This is a genomic window from Deefgea tanakiae (assembly GCF_019665765.1).
Lineage (GTDB): Bacteria > Pseudomonadota > Gammaproteobacteria > Burkholderiales > Chitinibacteraceae > Deefgea > Deefgea tanakiae.
The window spans coordinates 1,352,754-1,370,288 of record NZ_CP081150.1 but is presented as its reverse complement, the minus strand read 5'-3'; the positions used below and the strand labels follow the sequence as shown (position 1 = coordinate 1,370,288).

The window sequence follows — 17,535 nt, the reverse complement described above, 5'->3', positions numbered from 1 at the left end:
AATCTCCATGGATTAAAGTTGTGCACTGCATCAATTGCTATTTTTATACTCGAAACAATGTATGTCAAGTTATATTTGTGCACCGCACAATTATCCGCCAGATTGTTTGTGTCTAACCGCCAAGATAGCTTGATTTCTCAACGTCTTGAGTAAGTTCAATTGATCATGTGGAATCACTAATTCGTGCGCTTTTTGCTTGTCACCATAAAAAAGACCAATCGGTTTCTTGTCGATAGTCAGCGGAAAAACAATCAACGTCTGCGCTGGAACTAATTCCCGATACCAGTTGGGTATACGTTGGGCGATGCTGTCTGCATTAATGTCCTCAACAAATACGTCCGCTTGTTTCGCCATTACTAATTGGAATACATCTGATACAGGCTCAAGCTTGAAGTGGAATTTCGGGATGATCTGGTCAATATTTTCACCAAACCCAAACCGTGCACTCATGCCGCCTAATTTAACATCGCGCGTACAAAAGAGAACACGATCAAAACCAACGCTGCGAAACATTGTTTCTAAAATCATCCTGAGTAAATCATTGAGTTTGAATTCTCCAACCAAGGTGTTGGTAATGTCTTGCACCCCAGCAGCAAGCATTGCCGCAGGGTTTGCATTTTCTACCTGCTCAGGTGGGATGCTGGCAGCGAGTCTTGCATCTTGCAGGCTGTCTTTGTCAACCATACTGACCATGGAGGGCGCCTCCTTAAGCCCTGCAATACTCAGTAAACCTTTGGCAAAAGCACTCCCGCGAGTGTCAATGCCTAAAATTGATAAATAGGATAAATAGTTTTTAGCCGCATCCGTCAATAGGTCATGATAAGCACGGTCTTTCCAAGGAAGTGCGGCAGCATATCGTTGTATTATTTTTTGCAAAGCTTGCTGTGCGCCGCTTGCGTTCATGGACACGATGGGAAGTAAGTCAGCTGCTAAGTTACCAAACACACGTAAGCGCTCCCCTTGCGATTGAGGCGCGCGCACTATTGTAGGCAGCTCACGCATACTGGTGACGATGCGCTCAGGGAAATTCCAGCTTTGCACCACAGAGACACCCAGCTCTCGATATGAAATACCCAGTACAGCTTGCGCAGCAATGGCCTCAGTTTCTTGCGTTTGCTCTTGGCGTTTGCCAATCTCAATACTTTCTTCATGAAAATAGTACAAAGTCAGTAAACGCCCCATTTGCTGAAACATGCCACAAATCAACGCTTCTTCAACATCTTTCCATCCGCCCTTTACACCTAGCTCGCGAGATAAAACGCCGCAGAAAAATCCTTGCAATACCGCTTCACGCAAGCGTTCAGCCTGCCCTTTGTTTTGCATGTGCTCAAACAAGAGTAAGGTAATAGCGAGGTTGCGGACAGTATCAAAACCCAGAATGACAATCGCACGTGAAATAGTACTGATTGAGCCACCAAATTGGCCATAACTCGCTGAGTTAACCATTTTTAGCAGTTTATTGGTTAGTGAAAAGTCCTGCAAAATCACGCCAGATAGATTTTGTAATTTTTCACTCTCAACATCACTTAATTTATTGATGGCGCTGATGGTTTGCGAAAGAGATGGAAAATCAGCAGAGTGCCGCATTCTGCGCAATAAAAAATCTAAAGTGCTATTTTTGCTTTGCGACTCAAGTGACTCAGTTGAATTGGCCCCGCTCAATTCAAGCCAACCAGCCAATGCAGCGCGCATTGCGCCCGCATCGGCGTAGCGCTCTTGCGGGTTTTTCAATAAAGCCACCAATACTAAGTGATCAAGTTGCGCGTCGATTGCTGAGTTGAGTTGCGATGGTGGCGTTGCTGGCTCATTCGCTGTTTGATGCAATATCGTATAAACCGAATCGCCTTCAGTAGTCATTTTCCCCGTTAATAGTTGGTACAGTAAAATGCCGCAAGCAAACACATCTGCTTGGGTGCCGATGGGCATATTTGCGATCACCTCGGGCGCCATGTAGCCAACCGTACCCGTTAAACCATCACTGACCAGGCCCCGAGAAGTCGCAACACCAAAATCCATAATCCGAGCGCGGCCATCGTGATCAATAATGATGTTTTGCGGTTTAATATCACGATGAACTACTCCAATTTGATGCGCTGCAAAGACACCTTCTAAGATCGAAATTACAAGTTTAACTGCTGCTACGGGTGTTAGTGGGCCCGCTTGTTTTAGGCGCTCAGCAAGCGTTTGACCCTCGACAAACTCAAAAACTAAGCATGGGTGACCATGTTCAGCAAAAGCATCAAACAAGGTGACTACATTAGGATGCTGCAGACGACTGACAACCTGGGCTTCATTCACCGCGTTTACCGGTTGGCTATGCAGCACCTTAATTGCCACATGTCGATTCAATTGCGTATCTTTGGCAAGGTAGACGATCCCTTGCCCGCCTTGACCAATTTTTTTCTCTACAACAAAGCGACCATCCGCAAAGCTTTTCATTTCGGACTTCCTTTTTTATTCCCTTCAATATAGGCTGCTGCTTCTAAAAACGAAGGGCAATGTAATGAGTGCTGTTGAAATTGTCGGTTTTGTGTTGACTTTATTGGCTATTAGCTTGGCCACTCGCGGCTATGTTTTGACTTGGCCTTTGCAAATAATAGCGAGCCTGCTGTATGTGTATTTATTTTTAAGCGTCAATTTATTTGGCGAGAGCCTTTTGCAATTAATTTACGCAGGCGTTGCGATTTACGGCTGGTTCAACTGGGGAAAACAGAAGTCTGAAGGTAAATCGCTGCAGGTATCCAAATTAAGTAAGAAAGAATGGTTGCTGATCAACGCCATCGCCGTGTTTTTGATGTTGCTGGTGGCTCAATTTCAGGTGCAGTTTTTGCCGACCGATGTGCCTTACCTTGATTCCAGTGTGTTTATATTTGGTTTGCTGGCCCAGTGGATGCAGGCGAACAAAAAAATTGAAAACTGGCTCTACTGGATTGTTTTGGACCTTATTGCGGCTGGTATCTATTGGTATAAAGACCTGCACCTCACAGCCGTGCTGTATCTTATTTTGACGTGTTTGGCATACTTCGGCTGGCTACAATGGCGAAAAACCGTACGATGAGAATCGCAGTGGTAGGTCCAGAATCCTGCGGAAAATCGACGCTAGCTCAAAAGCTGGCGCATCATTTTGGTGGGCGCTACGTGCCAGAAATGGCTCGCGCTTACTTTGAAAAACATCCGCACATCAATTACTCAATTGAAGATGTCATCGCTATCGCACAGCTTCAGCAAGAAGTTGAAGACTCGATGGCTATCGACAGCGAAATTGTTGTTTGTGACACCAGCGCATTAGTCAGCCGAATCTGGGCAGAGGTCCGGTTTGGATACTGTCCAGATCAAATCTCAGCACTTGATAGTCAGTCGAACTACAGTTTTACATTGCTATGCTCCCCTGATTTGCCGTGGGAAGCAGACCCGCTGCGTGAAAGCCCTCACAATCGAGATAAATTATTTGAAATTTATGCACATTATTTACACTCAAAAAAACAAGCGCACGCCATTATCGCAGGTGTAGGGGCCGGTCGATTTGAAAATGCACTTCTCGCACTAAGGTGTCAGGGTATTGCTGTGTAGGGCTTGTTTTGCAAGCTGCACTGGCATATACATAGTGCCAATTATTTACACCACACCGCATGATTCAAAAAAAAGAACATCTCTAATGTTTTCTAGAAGTGAATTGTATTGAAAATACAATGAATTAAACCAAACCTGACCTAGCGCAGAACTTTCTACGCCCTCGTTTGTCATGATGAAAGCATCCGCTTGGATGTAATGCGGTGGATTTTAGCGCCTACACCCGCTAGAATAGTCCGCCTTTGTTTGGCTTACACACTGGAACCTATATGTTGATAGCACCCGCCTTCGCGAATACTGCAGCAAGTGCAGAAGCAAGCTTTATGTCTTTCTTGCCAATGATCGCAATTTTTGCAATTTTCTGGTTTTTGATGATTCGCCCACAACAGAAAAAAGCTAAAGAACTGCGTGCCATGTTAGAAGCGCTGCAGAAAAATGACGAAGTCATTACAACTGGCGGCGTTATTGGCAAAATTGTTAAATTGAACGATCAATTTGTAACACTTGAATTGTCAGATAATGTTGAGATCCTCATCCAGCGCGCAGCCATTGGTCAACGCCTGGAAAAAGGCACCCTTAAAAACAATAAATAATCAATGATACGGTGGCTTTGCTGCCGTATTTATTGGGGTCCCAAGCATGAATCGCTATCCTCTTTGGAAATACTTCCTAATCATTGCGTCTTTACTCATCGCAATGGTCTATACCATCCCAAATTTCTTTGGTGAAAGCCCTGCACTACAAATTTCAAGTGGTCGTGCGACTGTCAAAGTCTTGCCCGATATGGTTGATCGTGCAGACACTATCGCCAAAGCCGCAGGTCTCACACCGGTTGATAGTTTCTTTGAAAACGGCTCTGTGAAAGTACGTTTTAAAGACACGGACAGTCAACTCAAAGCCAAAGATGCGATTCAAGCTGCTCTAGGCGACGATTACATCGTTGCCTTGAATTTGATTTCAGATACGCCGGTATGGCTCACACGATTGCATGCAAAACCTATGGTTCTAGGTTTAGATTTGCGCGGTGGTGTTCACTTCTTGTTTGAAGTCGACATGAAAGCTGCGGTCGACAAAGCCCTAGAAAAAACCGCAGGCGATATTCGCCGCGAATTAAAAGATAAAAAAATTCGCTACGGCAAAGTCAGCCGTGAGCGTGATCGCGTTGAAGTGCAACTGCGTGATGCTGAAACACTGGCTGCCGCCAATAAAGCAATTAGTAAAATTTTAGTTAATTTGAAAGTTCAAACTGTCGCCGAAAATGGCAACTACAAGTTGGTTGTGACGTATCCAGACGCGGCCATCTTGCAGCTTAAAAATGATGCGGTAACTCAAAATATTACGACCTTACACAATCGTATCAATGAGCTTGGTGTTTCTGAACCTGTGATTCAGCAGCAAGGCGAAGGCCGTATCGTTGTTCAACTGCCTGGCGTACAAGACACGGCAAAAGCCAAGGATATTTTAGGTCGCACTGCAACGCTTGAAGTTCGGATGGTTGAAGATGACCAAGCCAAACTCACAGAAGCTATTAATGGCAATGTGCCTGTAGGTTACGAGTTGATGAGCGAGCGTCGCAGTGACGGTCGAAACACACCGATCTTATTGCGTAAAGAGGTTGAGTTAACCGGCGAAAACATCAACGATGCAACAGCAGGGTTTGATGATAAAAACGAGCCTGCAGTTCACTTGGGTCTTGATTCGACTGGTGCGGCAATCTTCAAAACACTAACCCGCGATAATGTCGGCAAACGTGTAGCGATGATTTTGGTTGAAAAAGGTAAAGGCGAAGTCGTGACTGCGCCAGTTGTGCGTGGCGAAATCGGCGGTGGGCGTGTTCAAATCTCTGGCTCAATGGGCGTAGCCGAAGCAAACGACACCGCACTGCTGCTACGTGCTGGCTCACTAGCTGCGCCAATGAATATCATCGAAGAGCGCACTATTGGCCCTTCATTGGGCAAAGAAAACATCAGCAAGGGTTTCAACTCAACGCTATACGGTTTTCTAGCAGTCGCCCTTTTCATGATGATCTACTATCGCGTGTTTGGTGTGGTTTCTGCAGTGGCGCTTGCGGCTAACTTGGTATTCTTAATTGCGTTACTGTCATTACTCGGCGTAACTTTGACCCTACCAGGTATTGCAGCGATTGCATTGACACTGGGTATGGCGATCGACTCCAACGTTTTGATTAACGAGCGCGTTCGTGAGGAAATTCGTGAGGGAGCTTCACCACAAATGGCGATTAAGAATGGTTACGATCATGCATTTGCAACTATTCTTGACTCAAACATCACCACACTAATTGCTGGTCTTGCCTTGTTGATTTTTGGTTCAGGTGCAGTGCGTGGCTTTGCATGGGTGCATTGCCTCGGTATTTTGACGTCGATGTACAGCGCGGTCTTTGTTTCACGCGCCATGATTAACCTGATCTACGGCAATCGTCGTGTGAACACGCTATCCGTTTAAGGCGCAGCTAAAATGATTGAATTTTTTCATGTAAAACGTGACATCCCGTTTATGAGCTACGGCAAGCTCACAACGGCCATCTCTTTAATTACGTTTGTCTTAGCTGTCTTTTTCTTGGTCGCTAAAGGACTTAATTTTGGTATTGAATTCACTGGCGGCACCGTCATGGAACTTCGATACCAAAAAGCAGCGGACTTAAGCCAAATTCGTACTCGCATTGATGGCTTAAAATTGGGTGAAACCCAAGTTCAATCCATGGGCACGACCGTCGACGTCATGCTACGCCTGCCGAATATTAAAGATAAAAACAGCGCGCAATTGTCCAACATCGTCCTTGAAGCACTTAAGATCGATCGTAGCGATGTTGAATTGCGAAAGGTTGAGTTTATTGGCCCATCGGTTGGTGATGAGTTGTTTACCCACGGCTTAACGGCATTAGCGTTGGTCTGCTTGGGTATTATTGCCTACCTTGCGATGCGATTCGAATGGCGTTTTGCTGTCTCGGCGGTGATTGCCAATATGCATGACGTGGTGATCATTCTAGGCTGCTTTGCGATGTTCCAGTGGGAGTTCAACCTTACGGTCTTGGCCGGTATTTTGGCGGTGCTCGGTTACTCGGTGAATGAGTCCGTGGTGGTGTTTGACCGTATTCGTGAAAACTTCCGCAAGCCTAATTTACGCGGCAAAACGGTTCCTGAAGTGATTGATAACGCAATTACGGCCACGTTGAGCCGTACGATGATCACTCACGGATCAACCGAATTGATGGTGTTGTCAATGCTGCTATTCGGTGGCGCGGCATTGCATGGTTTTGCGATGGCACTGACAATTGGTATTGTATTTGGTATTTATTCATCCGTTTTGGTCGCTTCACCCCTATTGCTGATGTTTGGTGTAACTCGTGACAATATGGTTAAGCCAGTCAAAATCAAAGAAGAAGCAGTCGTTTAATTTAATGTATTTGCATTACAATCAGCGCCGACGGACTGCCGTCGGCGTTTTTTTGCTAACTCAACCAGAGAATAATCATGGAATTTCTTGACCTATTTTTGCATCTCGATGTTGTTCTAAAAGACATGGTCACTACATATGGCATTTGGATTTATGTCATTTTATTTCTGGTTATTTTTTGTGAAACCGGTTTGGTCGTTACGCCCTTCCTGCCCGGCGACTCTTTGCTCTTTGTTGCAGGAATGCTTGCTGCATCAGGCGCAATGAATGTTCATTTACTATTTGTACTACTCGTGATTGCAGCCATTTTAGGCGATGCCGTCAACTACACCATCGGCAAGTACTTCGGGCACAAACTCTTTGCCAATAAAGAATCAAAAATATTCCGGCCAGAATACCTCAATAAAACCCATGATTTCTTTGAAAAATATGGTGGAAAAACCATTATTATTGCGCGCTTTGTTCCCATTGTTCGCACTTTTGCGCCCTTTGTTGCAGGTATGGCAGAAATGACATACAAAAAATTTGCATTTTATAATATATCGGGCGCCCTACTTTGGGTTGGTTCCCTGCTTTACGCGGGTTTTTTATTGGGTGGAATTCACTTTATTCAAAAGAATCTAACCGCCATTATTTTAGGCATTATTTTCGTATCAATTTTGCCAGGTATTATTGAAGTCGCGAAACATAAACTCAGCAAGGCCAAGGCATGATTGAATCGTTTTACAACGAAAAAGAAGCAATTCGAGAATCTTTTGATAAAGCTGCAGACACTTACGATGCGGCAGCGGTACTACAGCGTGAAGTCGTTGAGCGTTTGTTTGAACGGCTCGCGTTAATTAATATACAGCCCCAAGTCATCCTTGATGCGGGTAGTGGCACTGGTGCGGCCAGCCCACTTCTCAAAGAGCGCTTTCGAGACGCTCAATACATCGAGTTAGATTTAGCGCTCAATATGCTCAAAACAGCGCGTACAAAAACTGGCGGAATCAAGAAATGGCTCTCGTTTTTTGACAGCAACAAATCATCAGCCGTGTGTGCTGATATCGAGCACATCCCTTTGGCCAATGAGTCTGTCGATTTGATTTGGTCTAGCCTCACGATTCAGTGGTGCAACACACCTGATGCGACCTTCAAAGAATTCTCTCGAATTTTAAAACCAGGTGGCGTGGTAATTTTTTCTTCTTTAGGTCCTGACACACTTAAAGAATTGCGCGCCTCATTCGCTAACATTGATGGTTATGAACACGTAAATCAGTTTATTGATATGCACGATCTGGGTGACGCCTTGGTTGCGCATGGCTTAACCATGCCAGTGATGGATATGGAATACATTACGATGACCTACCCCACTGTCAAAGCCGTCATGCACGATCTGAAACATATCGGTGCTAGCAATAAAATGAATGGCCGTCGCAATGGTCTGCTTGGTAAGGCTGCCTGGCAAAAAATACAGTCTCAGTACGAAGCATTTCGTCGTGATGACGTTTTACCATGCACTTATGAAGTCGTTTATGGCCATGCGTGGAAACCTACGGCTAAGCCCAAATCATTGGCAGATGGCAGTCAAATTATCGAGTTTCGACCTAGAGATCGCTAACCATGGCAATTCGTTTTTTTATTACTGGCACAGATACCGACATTGGTAAAACCGTAGCAAGCTCACAGCTGATTCGGGGTTTTAGCAATTGCGGCCACAAAACGTTAGGTATGAAGCCCATTGCCTCGGGTTGCATGCTCTCTGGCGATATACTAGTAAATTCCGATGTAGAATCACATCGACTGGCTAGTAATGTGGAAGCCGACATAGAGCTCATCAATCCTTATCGTTTTGCGCCTGCAGTTTCGCCTCATTTAGCTGCACGCGATGCAAATGTTGAAATTTCGCTACCCCATTTATTAGAATGCGCTCAACAACTCAGCCAAATGGCCGATGTATTAGTGATTGAAGGCGCTGGTGGCTGGTATGCGCCAATTTCTGAACAATACACGATTGCGGATTTGGCCACTGAATTGGCTGCACCCGTGATTGTTGTGGTTGGGATGCGGCTGGGCTGCTTAAATCATGCCCAGCTAACGATTGATGCTATTTCGCAGCGTGGGCTCGTCATCGCGGGTTGGATCGCTAACCGAGTTGATCCTGCGTTTAAACGCTATGAGGATAATTTAGCTTATTTAAAACAGCGAATCGCTGCGCCATTATTGGCTGAATTAGAATATGATGACAATGCACTGAATATGGCATTAAATACATCTTCAATTGAGTTGCTGATTACAAATCATGCATCATAATAAGTCGCTTGCGTAATTAAAGCAAATCAACTTAAAAATTAAACTCATGAAAAAAATTGCTTTATTATTAATTACTTGCATTCTAATGGTCGCGTGCAGCCGCCCAGAATTTCAAGGCGCCGATATTAGCGATGGTCCAATTGGTGGTAACTTTACCCTAACCGACCACCATGGAAAAATACGGCATAGTGACGAATTCAAAGGCAAAGTTCTGGTTTTATTTTTTGGTTTTACGCAATGCCCAGATGTTTGCCCTACTACAATGTCTGAACTTAAAGCTACGATGACTCAATTGGGCGAGCAGGCGAAAGACGTCCAAGTTTTATTTGTCTCGGTCGATCCAGAACGGGATACCAATCAAATTTTGTCTGAATATGTTCCGGCGTTTCACTCTACTTTTTTAGGGCTTAATGGCAATAAAGAACAACTTGAGCAAATTACTAAAAAATTTCGTATCATTTATCAAAAACAGCCACTCGGCGACAGCTATACGATGGACCATAGTGCAGGCAGTTATTTGATTGATAAAAATGGAAAAACTCGAGTAATGGTAAATTATGGCGCAGGATCGTCTGTGTTTACCCATGATATTCAACTGTTACTCGCCGAATAAATAATAAGTCTGGATAAAAAGATGTCAGCAGAAGCAAATGGCGGAGTGGCTCCGATCAGTGAACATGAAGATATTGCCCCTTACCGAATTACTGCGCACATGGAAATTGCATTTGTTCTACGCAGCCTTGCTCAGAATAATGTAAACCTTGGTATTTATTTCAATGCGGGGCGCGACATGATGCTGTCTCGCGTACTGAATGTCGATAGCAAGGCTAAGCAGTTCATTATTGATGTGGGTGGCCACGCACCGACGAATACGGCCATTGCTCAGGCCGATCGAATTTTATTTGTCACCGCACTGGATGGTGTGAAGGTGCAGTTTTCAGTTGCTAGTGTTGTTTTAGGTAAATTTGAAGGCAAACCTGCGTTTATTATTGATTTTCCAAATGACTTAATTAAGCTTCAGCGGCGAGAGTTCTTTCGCTTGCTCACCCCCATTACCAACCCTTTGACGTGTGACATAACGCTGCCAAATGGTCAAAAAACTCAACTTGAATTGCATGACATCTCTTTGGGCGGCGCGGGTATTTGGCTTAAAGACGAACAGCACACACAAATGCAAACTGGCATAGTAATTAGCAATGCTTATTTTGATTTTGCTGCTGCAGGTACCGCCAAGCTGAATATCGAGATACGCTCAAGCCATCCAATTACGATGGCACATGGAAAAGTACGTTGGTTGGCCGGCGTTCGCTTCATTGATTTACCGCGCAACATCGAAACCAATTTGCAGAAATTATTGGCTCATTTAGAGCGTGAACGCAAAGCGTTGATAGGTTAGATGTTTGTCCATTGTAATGCCCGTGTGTAGTACATCAACGGCTAAACATTTTAATCGGTCACTAGCGCCGAATCGTGCCTGCATTTTAACCATTGCTCAACTTTACGGCGAAATCATCCATGCATAAACCCAATCAATTTGATCTCTTTGGTCAAAAACGATTTTTGCCTTTATTTTTGACCCAATTTGCTGGTGCATTCAACGATAATTTATTTAAAAATGCTTTTTTAGTATTAATCGCTTTTCATGGTTTATCCACGGCGGGTTTAAATGCCGCGACTTTAGTTAATATGGCTGCAGGTGTTTTTATCTTACCGTTTTTCTTATTTTCAACGCTTGCTGGTCAACTCGCAGAGAAATATGACAAAGCCACGCTGGCACAATGGATAAAACTACTCGAAATTGCCATCATGATCGTCGCGGGTTTAGGTTTTATTTGGCACAACGCTGCATTATTGATGACTTGCTTGTTTTTGATGGGCGTTCATTCTGCGCTATTTGGGCCACTCAAATATTCAGTTCTGCCTCAGTATTTAAAAGAAAATGAAATATTAGGCGGTAATGGCCTCATTGAAATGGGTACATTTATTGCTATTTTATTAGGGCAAATTGCCGGCACCTTGCTTGTGCAGCATCAACCGCACGGTGAAACTTTAGTAATTTGGGCCTGCGTTGCCGTTGCCATTGCGGGTTATTTCTTCAGTCGATCTATGCCATCCGCGCCACCTACAGCGCCCGATTTAAAAATTGGTTGGAATATTTTCTCTGAAACGACCAAAATTTTATCGCACGTCAAACAAAACAAAACCGTATTTAATAGTCTGCTGGGTATTTCTTGGTTCTGGTTTTTTGGCTCAATTTACCTAACTCAATTTCCAAACTTTGCTAAAGACACCTTGCATGGTGATGCCACTGTTTACACCCTACTAATGACCATTTTTTCATTAGGTATTGGAGTTGGTTCTTTACTTTGCGAAAAACTATCGGATTCTAAGGTCGAGCTTGGTTTAGTACCGTTTGGGTCTATCGGTCTTTCTGTCTTTGCGATTGATTTGTTTTTTGCTTCTGCTAACTTGCCGGGGACACTGCAAACGGCTCAGTCATTTCTAATGTCGACCTCACACTGGCGTATCATTATTGATTTATTTTTGATTGGTGTGTTTGGTGGTATTTTTATTGTTCCGCTCTACGCTTTGATTCAAATTCGTACCGAACGCGAATTTACTTCACGCGCAATCGCTGCAAACAATATTTTGAACTCCTTGTTTATGGTAGTTGCGGCAGGAATGAGTATTGTTTTACTTAATGCTGGTGTGACGGTGAGAGAGCTTCTTCTAATTGCTGGCATTTTAAACATCTTTGTTGCTATTTATATCTACACTTTAATCCCAGAATTCTTAATGCGATTTATTGTTTGGATTTTAACCCACACCCTTTATCGAATTAAGAAAACAGGTTTTGAATATATACCCGAAAATGGCGCGGTGGTACTGGCCTGCAATCATGTGAGTTTTATGGATGCCATGGTGTTGGCAGGTGCAATTCGCCGCCCTATCCGATTTGTCATGGATCATCAGATCTACAATTTGCCGGTGATGAACTTTATTTGCCGTACTGCAAATGCAATCCCCATTGCCTCGACGAAAGAAAGTGCAGAAATGAAAGATGCCGCATTTACTGCGATTGCCCAAGCATTAAAAGATGGCGAGGTGGTTGCCATATTTCCAGAAGGAAGAATCACTAAAACTGGAGAGATTAATTCATTTATGCCTGGCATTGAGCGTATTATCAAAACAACACCCGTACCAGTTATTCCCATGGCACTACAAGGGCTATGGGGGAGTTTCTTTAGCCGAAAAGATGGGACGGCCATGATGAAAATGCCACGTGGAATTTTCTCGAAAATTGGTATTATAATTGGCGAGCCGATTGAAGCTGCTAATGTAACGCGGCAAGAATTAGAAAATACAATTCGCCAGTTGCGCGGCGATTGGAAGTAATCTGGTGTTATGAAATAAAAAAGGCGACTGATTGGGTCGCCTTTCTTATTTCTCAATCAGTTTCATATGCATTTGATTATTTTGAGTGCGGATATCAAACTGCTTAATGATATTCATCCCCAACAAAACCTCATTGCCCATATTGGGTACTATACCCACATGAACATTATTAAATTCAAATGGTCCAAAACTCAAAGTACTAATCTTTGATTGATAACCTTGAACTTGCCCATTTGCCGTATTGGCAATAAAAGGCTCACCACGCGGCAATCCGATTCGCTCTGCGAGTTCTTGATTGAGGGTCATTGCCGTCGCGCCAGTATCTAAAAGCAAAACTACAGGTTCACCATTAATACTGGCTGCCAAACGATAATGTCCATCTTTAGCGCGCGGCAAAGTGATTTCATTGCCCTGCCCTGAGCTGATCATTTTGGGCTGGTACTGCTGCGCAATAAATTGAGTAAAAGCCCAATAAATTAGCAGTAGAACCAGTCCCCAGATGAAAACAATCGACCATGTAGAACGCATATCAACCTTTGGGTATATCCATCTAGATCATATTAAATAATACCTAGATCGATATACATCTACACTACTAGATTTTCGATTTCATCGCTAACAACCATCCACGCCGCTTCACGTTCTGCGAGTTTCTCTTTTAATTTTAATTCACTGGCAAGGATTTTTTGTAAGGCGTCTTTGCGTTCAGGTAAATATAAAGTTTCATCAGCTAATGTTGCAGTAATCGTTGCTTGCTCAGCAGTAATCCGTGCCATTTCAGCTTCGATGCGCGCCAAATCCTTCTCTAATGGTTTGCGTGCATTAGCTAGTTTTTGTCGTGCTTCTGCTTCAAGGCGCTTCTGCTCTTTGCGATTCACATTTGTTGCCGGCTGGCTCGCATTAACCACAGCATTAGCTGCCGATTTGTCACCGCTGCGTTTTTCTTGACTGTAGCGCGTGTAGTCATCTAAGTCGCCATCAAATGGACCAACGCGGCCGTCTTCGATCAACCAGAAATCATCCACTGTCGCACGCAAAATATGTCGATCATGCGATACGACAATCAACGCTCCGTCGAAATCCTGTAGCGCAAAGGTCAGCGCCTCGCGCATTTCGATGTCCAAGTGATTGGTTGGCTCGTCGAGTAGCAATAGATTCGGCTTTTGCCAGATCAATAGTGCTAAGGCCAAACGCGCTTTTTCGCCACCTGAAAAAGGTGCAATCGAATTGAGAGCCATTTGCCCTTGGAAATTAAAACCGCCTAAGAAATTACGCAGTTCTTGTTCACGCGTATTAGGGTCGATTTTTTGCATGTGCCATAACGGCGACTCATCAATTCGGAGATACTCAAGTTGATGCTGGGCAAAATAGCCAATCTTCAAGCCCTTCCCTTCGGTGCGAATACCCGAAAGTAAATCTTGCTCACCCGCTAAAGCGCGAATAAATGTCGATTTACCAGCACCATTGACCCCCAACAAGCCTAGGCGTGCTGAATTATCAATACTCAAATTCATTTGCGTGAGGATAGGCTTATCAACGCTATAGCCTGCAGATGCCATTTCTAAATGCACTAATGGATTAGGGCTAGAATCAGGCTCGCGGAAAGAGAAATTAAATGGCGAATCCACATGGGCTGCGGCGATTTTCTCCATTTTTTCTAGCGCTTTCACGCGACTTTGCGCCTGTTTGGCTTTACTGGCCTTGGCTTTAAAGCGGGTGATAAAACTTTCTAAATGGGCAATTTGGCGTTGTTGTTTATCAAACGCTTGTGATTGTTGCGCCAAGCGCTCAGCACATTGATTTTCAAAATCTTCGTAAGTACCGGTGTAAACCGTGAGTTGCGCATTATCGACGTGCAGAATTTGCTTGATGGTGCTGTCAAGGAAGTCGCGGTCATGGGAAATAATGAGCAACATGCCCGGATACGTTTTCAGCCATTCTTCTAGCCAAACAACGGTCTCTAAGTCCAAGTGATTCGTTGGCTCATCGAGCAGTAAAAGATCTGAGCGGCACATCAAAGCTTGTGCCAAATTCAAACGCATTCGCCAGCCACCGGAGAAGCTTGAAACAGGTTTCGAATTTTCTTCCAGGGAAAAACCAAGACCGGCCAACAATTTGGCGGCACGTGCAGGTGCGGTATATCCATCAATCGCATCAAGGCGAGAAAAAAGTTCACCATGCGCCATACCATCGTTGTCGTCATGGGCGATGGCGTTGATTTCAGCTTCAATCTTGCGAAGTTCTGCATCACCATCAAGAACATAATCGAGGGCCGAACAAGGCAAGGCTGGGGTTTCTTGTGCCACGTGGGCAATGGCCACACGCGGAGGCATTTCTAGGTCGCCTTCATCGGCATGAATTTCATCACGCAATAAGGCAAAAAAACTGGATTTACCCGCGCCATTCGCACCAACAATGCCTGTTTTTGAGCCAGGCTGCAGTGTGAGTTCAACGCGATTAAGGAGCACCTTGGTGCCGCGACGGAGTGTAAGTGATTTAAGTCGTATCATAGGGTGAGATTCTAACAGAGCTCAGCGAGATGACCGAGCTAGAACTACGTTAAATCAGCCCATCTCTAATAAAAAACGGATACCAGCTATAGGTATCCGTTTGAGTGCATTATTTTTTATGCTTAATGGACAAATACGGTAAGACTAGCTTAAGTTGCTTCGCAACTCATTGAGCGCCCGATCCGTTAAACTACCTTCGAGTGCCAAGCGGCGAACCCGGCCCAAAGTTAAAGCATCAATGAGTTCTTGCTTGAGGAATGCCTTGCCATTCCCACCTAAGCGATTGGTAAATAGATATCGAGTTTCTTGCGGGCTAATCCACGAAAGACGGAGACGGAGCACATCGTCTTGCTCACTAATCCACTCAACCCATTCTCCACGCAACGGAAGAGCGCTTTGCGGCTCAGCAGGGCTGCTCTGTGCAGCAAATGGCAACGCTTCATCAGGCAACGGTTGATTTTGTTCAACGACAGGCTCTGCTACTGGGATTGCTTGCGGACTAGAAGGTGCTTGAACTTGAGGTTTAACTTCCACCGAACTACGTAAGCCATTTCGAATGGCGGCCGCATGGCAGTGAACTAATTGAGCAAAGAACGATTTCGCATCCTCAGGACTCATTCCTTCTTCACGCGCAGAGTCCTCTAGCGTTTTTAGCATTTCTGGCAGCAAATTGACAAGCGCAAATCGCTCTTCTGCACCCTGCTTGGCTTGCACGCTCCAAATAAGATCGTCCATCACTTTAAGTTTGTGAATGAACGCTGCGCCGGCCTCACCTTGCGCGCCAAAGCTTCTCGCCAATGCTTTTGGCCAATACAAAGCAATGAATGAACTAACAAGCTCAGGCACATCAGCGCGCCCTAGTCGTTCGTTCACAAGTTCTTGTGCAGTAATAATGCCAAGCTCAGCAATTTCATGCTGCACCAACTCTTGCGCGTCTTTTTGTGCGGCAACTTCAGCTTGCCGGGCTTCACTTGCCAGAAAAGCCTCTAACTCGCTGAGTGCATGCTCAAACACAACGACATCGTCGACAAACTGACTACAAACATTACCAACGATCGACGCTAACTTATCGTAGCGATGTTCGCCCTGCTCCATCTCAGGGGCATCCAATGAGGCCTCAGCCAATGTATCGAGTAAAAGGCGGGCGCAATGATTCTTGCTCGCAAAAAAACTCGCATCCAGCATTGCCACTTTTAGAACAGGAATCTGCAAGCGCCCGATAAGCCCTTTAACTGAATCAGAAAGCCGATCGTCATCAAAGATGTGCTCAAACAACATTGCAATGAGCTCTAAGGTCATTGCATCCATTGACGGTAAGTTTTTTGCCCAACCCGAACTACGCAGCATGCCCAGCATATTGTGCTGAAAAAGGGCAGATCCATTTTCATCACTCAAACCCTCTAAACGGGGAGCTTTGTGCTGCAAAACATCCAAGAATGACAACCAGCCTGGCGTATGCTCTACCGGTGCGGATGAATAAGCAGTCGCGCCTGCTGCGAGCGCCTCTAGATGTGCTCCGAGAGGTTTAATTATTTCTGTTCGCGTAGTTGCAGCCACCGCCTCGGCCGATTCAAGTTGTCTTAGTGACTCTTCAGATGTCTGTAGTGATGCTTCTGTTGGGCTTTTCGAATTTTCTTGTCGTTTTATTTGGTGCTGCGGCACCACGCGCTGCACATTTTGCGTAATAAGGTATTGGTTTACATGCCGATAAACATCGGCAACTTGATTGGAAAGCTCATTTTCAAATGCTTTTAATGCAATGAGACGCGCATCTAGGCCCGTTTCAAGCTGTTTGCAAGCCTGTAAAAACGAATCGCAAATAGATTCAGGCGACATTGGATTCACTGTGCCGTCTTCTTGCTCGGGCAATAAACCAGCAAAGCGCTGTTCCAGTTCAGTCAGCTCCTCACCACCCGTATTTTTGAAAGATTTAATGATCAAATCTGCAGAAAGGTTTTCTTCATACTCATCATTGGCGACAAGACTGAGCTGATCTGGCTTTGCACTGACTTTAAAAAAAGAACTTTCTGCTTTTTGTGCGTTACTTGGATGAGAGGCCTGAAGACTTTCATTAAATGCGGAAAGAAAATTCAATCGAAATTGTTCAGCTAAAAACTCACGTTTGTTATGTGTTTCGACTCTTGCTGCAAAGTAATCATCACGCAATTTTCGGTCGAATGTTTTATCAGCCAGCTCAAAATATGTTTCTTCAAGCCTTGAGAAAAAGCCCTCCAAAGATTGGCTTAGCATTTTCAAGGCAAGATCACGACATGCAAGCAACATGGGGTCCATCGCCGCAGCACGCTGACCTCGGTTGGGATTGTTATGTGATAGTGGCTGGCTCATGGCAGGC

General features: G+C 44.7%; 15 protein-coding genes. 11 read left to right on the top strand and 4 right to left on the bottom strand.

The window, feature by feature from the left end:
* Window positions 1-90 precede the first annotated feature (90 nt).
* Window positions 91-2,439 carry a serine/threonine protein kinase gene (locus K4H28_RS06430; protein WP_221007548.1) on the bottom strand — a complete coding sequence of 783 codons (2,349 nt, stop codon included), beginning with the start codon at window positions 2,437-2,439 and terminating at the stop codon, window positions 91-93.
* 64 nt (window positions 2,440-2,503) lie between these two features.
* Here K4H28_RS06430 and pnuC point away from each other — a divergent pair, with 64 nt between their 5' ends.
* The 11 genes from pnuC (at window position 2,504) to K4H28_RS06375 (ending at window position 12,672) form a co-directional block, all read left to right on the top strand.
* Entirely contained in the window at window positions 2,504-3,058 is a 555-nt protein-coding gene (gene pnuC / locus K4H28_RS06425; protein WP_221007547.1) for a nicotinamide riboside transporter PnuC, read from the top strand.
* Window positions 3,037-3,570 carry an AAA family ATPase gene (locus tag K4H28_RS06420; RefSeq protein ID WP_221007546.1) on the top strand — a complete coding sequence of 178 codons (534 nt, stop codon included), beginning with the start codon at window positions 3,037-3,039 and terminating at the stop codon, window positions 3,568-3,570. Before pnuC ends, K4H28_RS06420 begins: the two co-directional genes overlap by 22 nt.
* Window positions 3,571-3,839: 269 nt before the next feature.
* Window positions 3,840-4,163: a preprotein translocase subunit YajC gene (gene yajC, locus K4H28_RS06415; RefSeq protein WP_221007545.1), complete on the top strand. Its 324-nt coding sequence runs from the start codon at window positions 3,840-3,842 to the stop codon at window positions 4,161-4,163.
* Between the two features lie 46 nt (window positions 4,164-4,209).
* On the top strand, window positions 4,210-6,033 hold the full coding sequence (secD, locus tag K4H28_RS06410; RefSeq protein WP_221007544.1) for a protein translocase subunit SecD: 1,824 nt from the start codon (window positions 4,210-4,212) through the stop codon (window positions 6,031-6,033).
* Between the two features lie 15 nt (window positions 6,034-6,048).
* A complete protein-coding gene (gene secF / locus K4H28_RS06405; protein ID WP_221007971.1) occupies window positions 6,049-6,984 on the top strand; it encodes a protein translocase subunit SecF in 936 nt (311 codons plus the stop codon).
* 71 nt (window positions 6,985-7,055) lie between these two features.
* On the top strand, window positions 7,056-7,697 hold the full coding sequence (locus K4H28_RS06400; RefSeq protein ID WP_373312797.1) for a DedA family protein: 642 nt from the start codon (window positions 7,056-7,058) through the stop codon (window positions 7,695-7,697).
* Entirely contained in the window at window positions 7,694-8,584 is an 891-nt protein-coding gene (gene bioC, locus K4H28_RS06395) for a malonyl-ACP O-methyltransferase BioC (protein ID WP_221007542.1), read from the top strand. Before K4H28_RS06400 ends, bioC begins: the two co-directional genes overlap by 4 nt.
* A gap of 2 nt (window positions 8,585-8,586) precedes the next feature.
* Window positions 8,587-9,276 (top strand): dethiobiotin synthase, encoded by a 690-nt coding sequence (bioD, locus tag K4H28_RS06390; protein WP_221007541.1) that lies wholly within the window; start codon window positions 8,587-8,589, stop codon window positions 9,274-9,276.
* A gap of 46 nt (window positions 9,277-9,322) precedes the next feature.
* Window positions 9,323-9,889 (top strand): SCO family protein, encoded by a 567-nt coding sequence (locus K4H28_RS06385; RefSeq protein WP_221007540.1) that lies wholly within the window; start codon window positions 9,323-9,325, stop codon window positions 9,887-9,889.
* 21 nt (window positions 9,890-9,910) lie between these two features.
* Window positions 9,911-10,672, top strand: coding sequence for a flagellar brake protein (locus K4H28_RS06380; protein ID WP_221007539.1), 762 nt, complete (start codon window positions 9,911-9,913; stop codon window positions 10,670-10,672).
* A 119-nt stretch (window positions 10,673-10,791) separates the two neighbouring features.
* Complete coding sequence (locus K4H28_RS06375) at window positions 10,792-12,672, top strand: MFS transporter (protein WP_221007538.1); 1,881 nt, start codon at window positions 10,792-10,794, stop codon at window positions 12,670-12,672.
* Window positions 12,673-12,717: 45 nt separating this feature from the next.
* Here the strand turns inward: K4H28_RS06375 and K4H28_RS06370 are convergent, their stop codons facing one another.
* The 3 genes from K4H28_RS06370 to K4H28_RS06360 form a co-directional block, all read right to left on the bottom strand.
* Window positions 12,718-13,200, bottom strand: a complete 483-nt coding sequence (locus tag K4H28_RS06370; RefSeq protein ID WP_221007537.1) for a retropepsin-like aspartic protease family protein — start codon at window positions 13,198-13,200, stop codon at window positions 12,718-12,720.
* Between the two features lie 59 nt (window positions 13,201-13,259).
* Window positions 13,260-15,182: an ATP-binding cassette domain-containing protein gene (locus tag K4H28_RS06365; RefSeq protein WP_221007536.1), complete on the bottom strand. Its 1,923-nt coding sequence runs from the start codon at window positions 15,180-15,182 to the stop codon at window positions 13,260-13,262.
* A gap of 144 nt (window positions 15,183-15,326) precedes the next feature.
* Window positions 15,327-17,528 carry a DUF1631 family protein gene (locus tag K4H28_RS06360; RefSeq protein WP_221007535.1) on the bottom strand — a complete coding sequence of 734 codons (2,202 nt, stop codon included), beginning with the start codon at window positions 17,526-17,528 and terminating at the stop codon, window positions 15,327-15,329.
* Window positions 17,529-17,535: the final 7 nt, after the last annotated feature.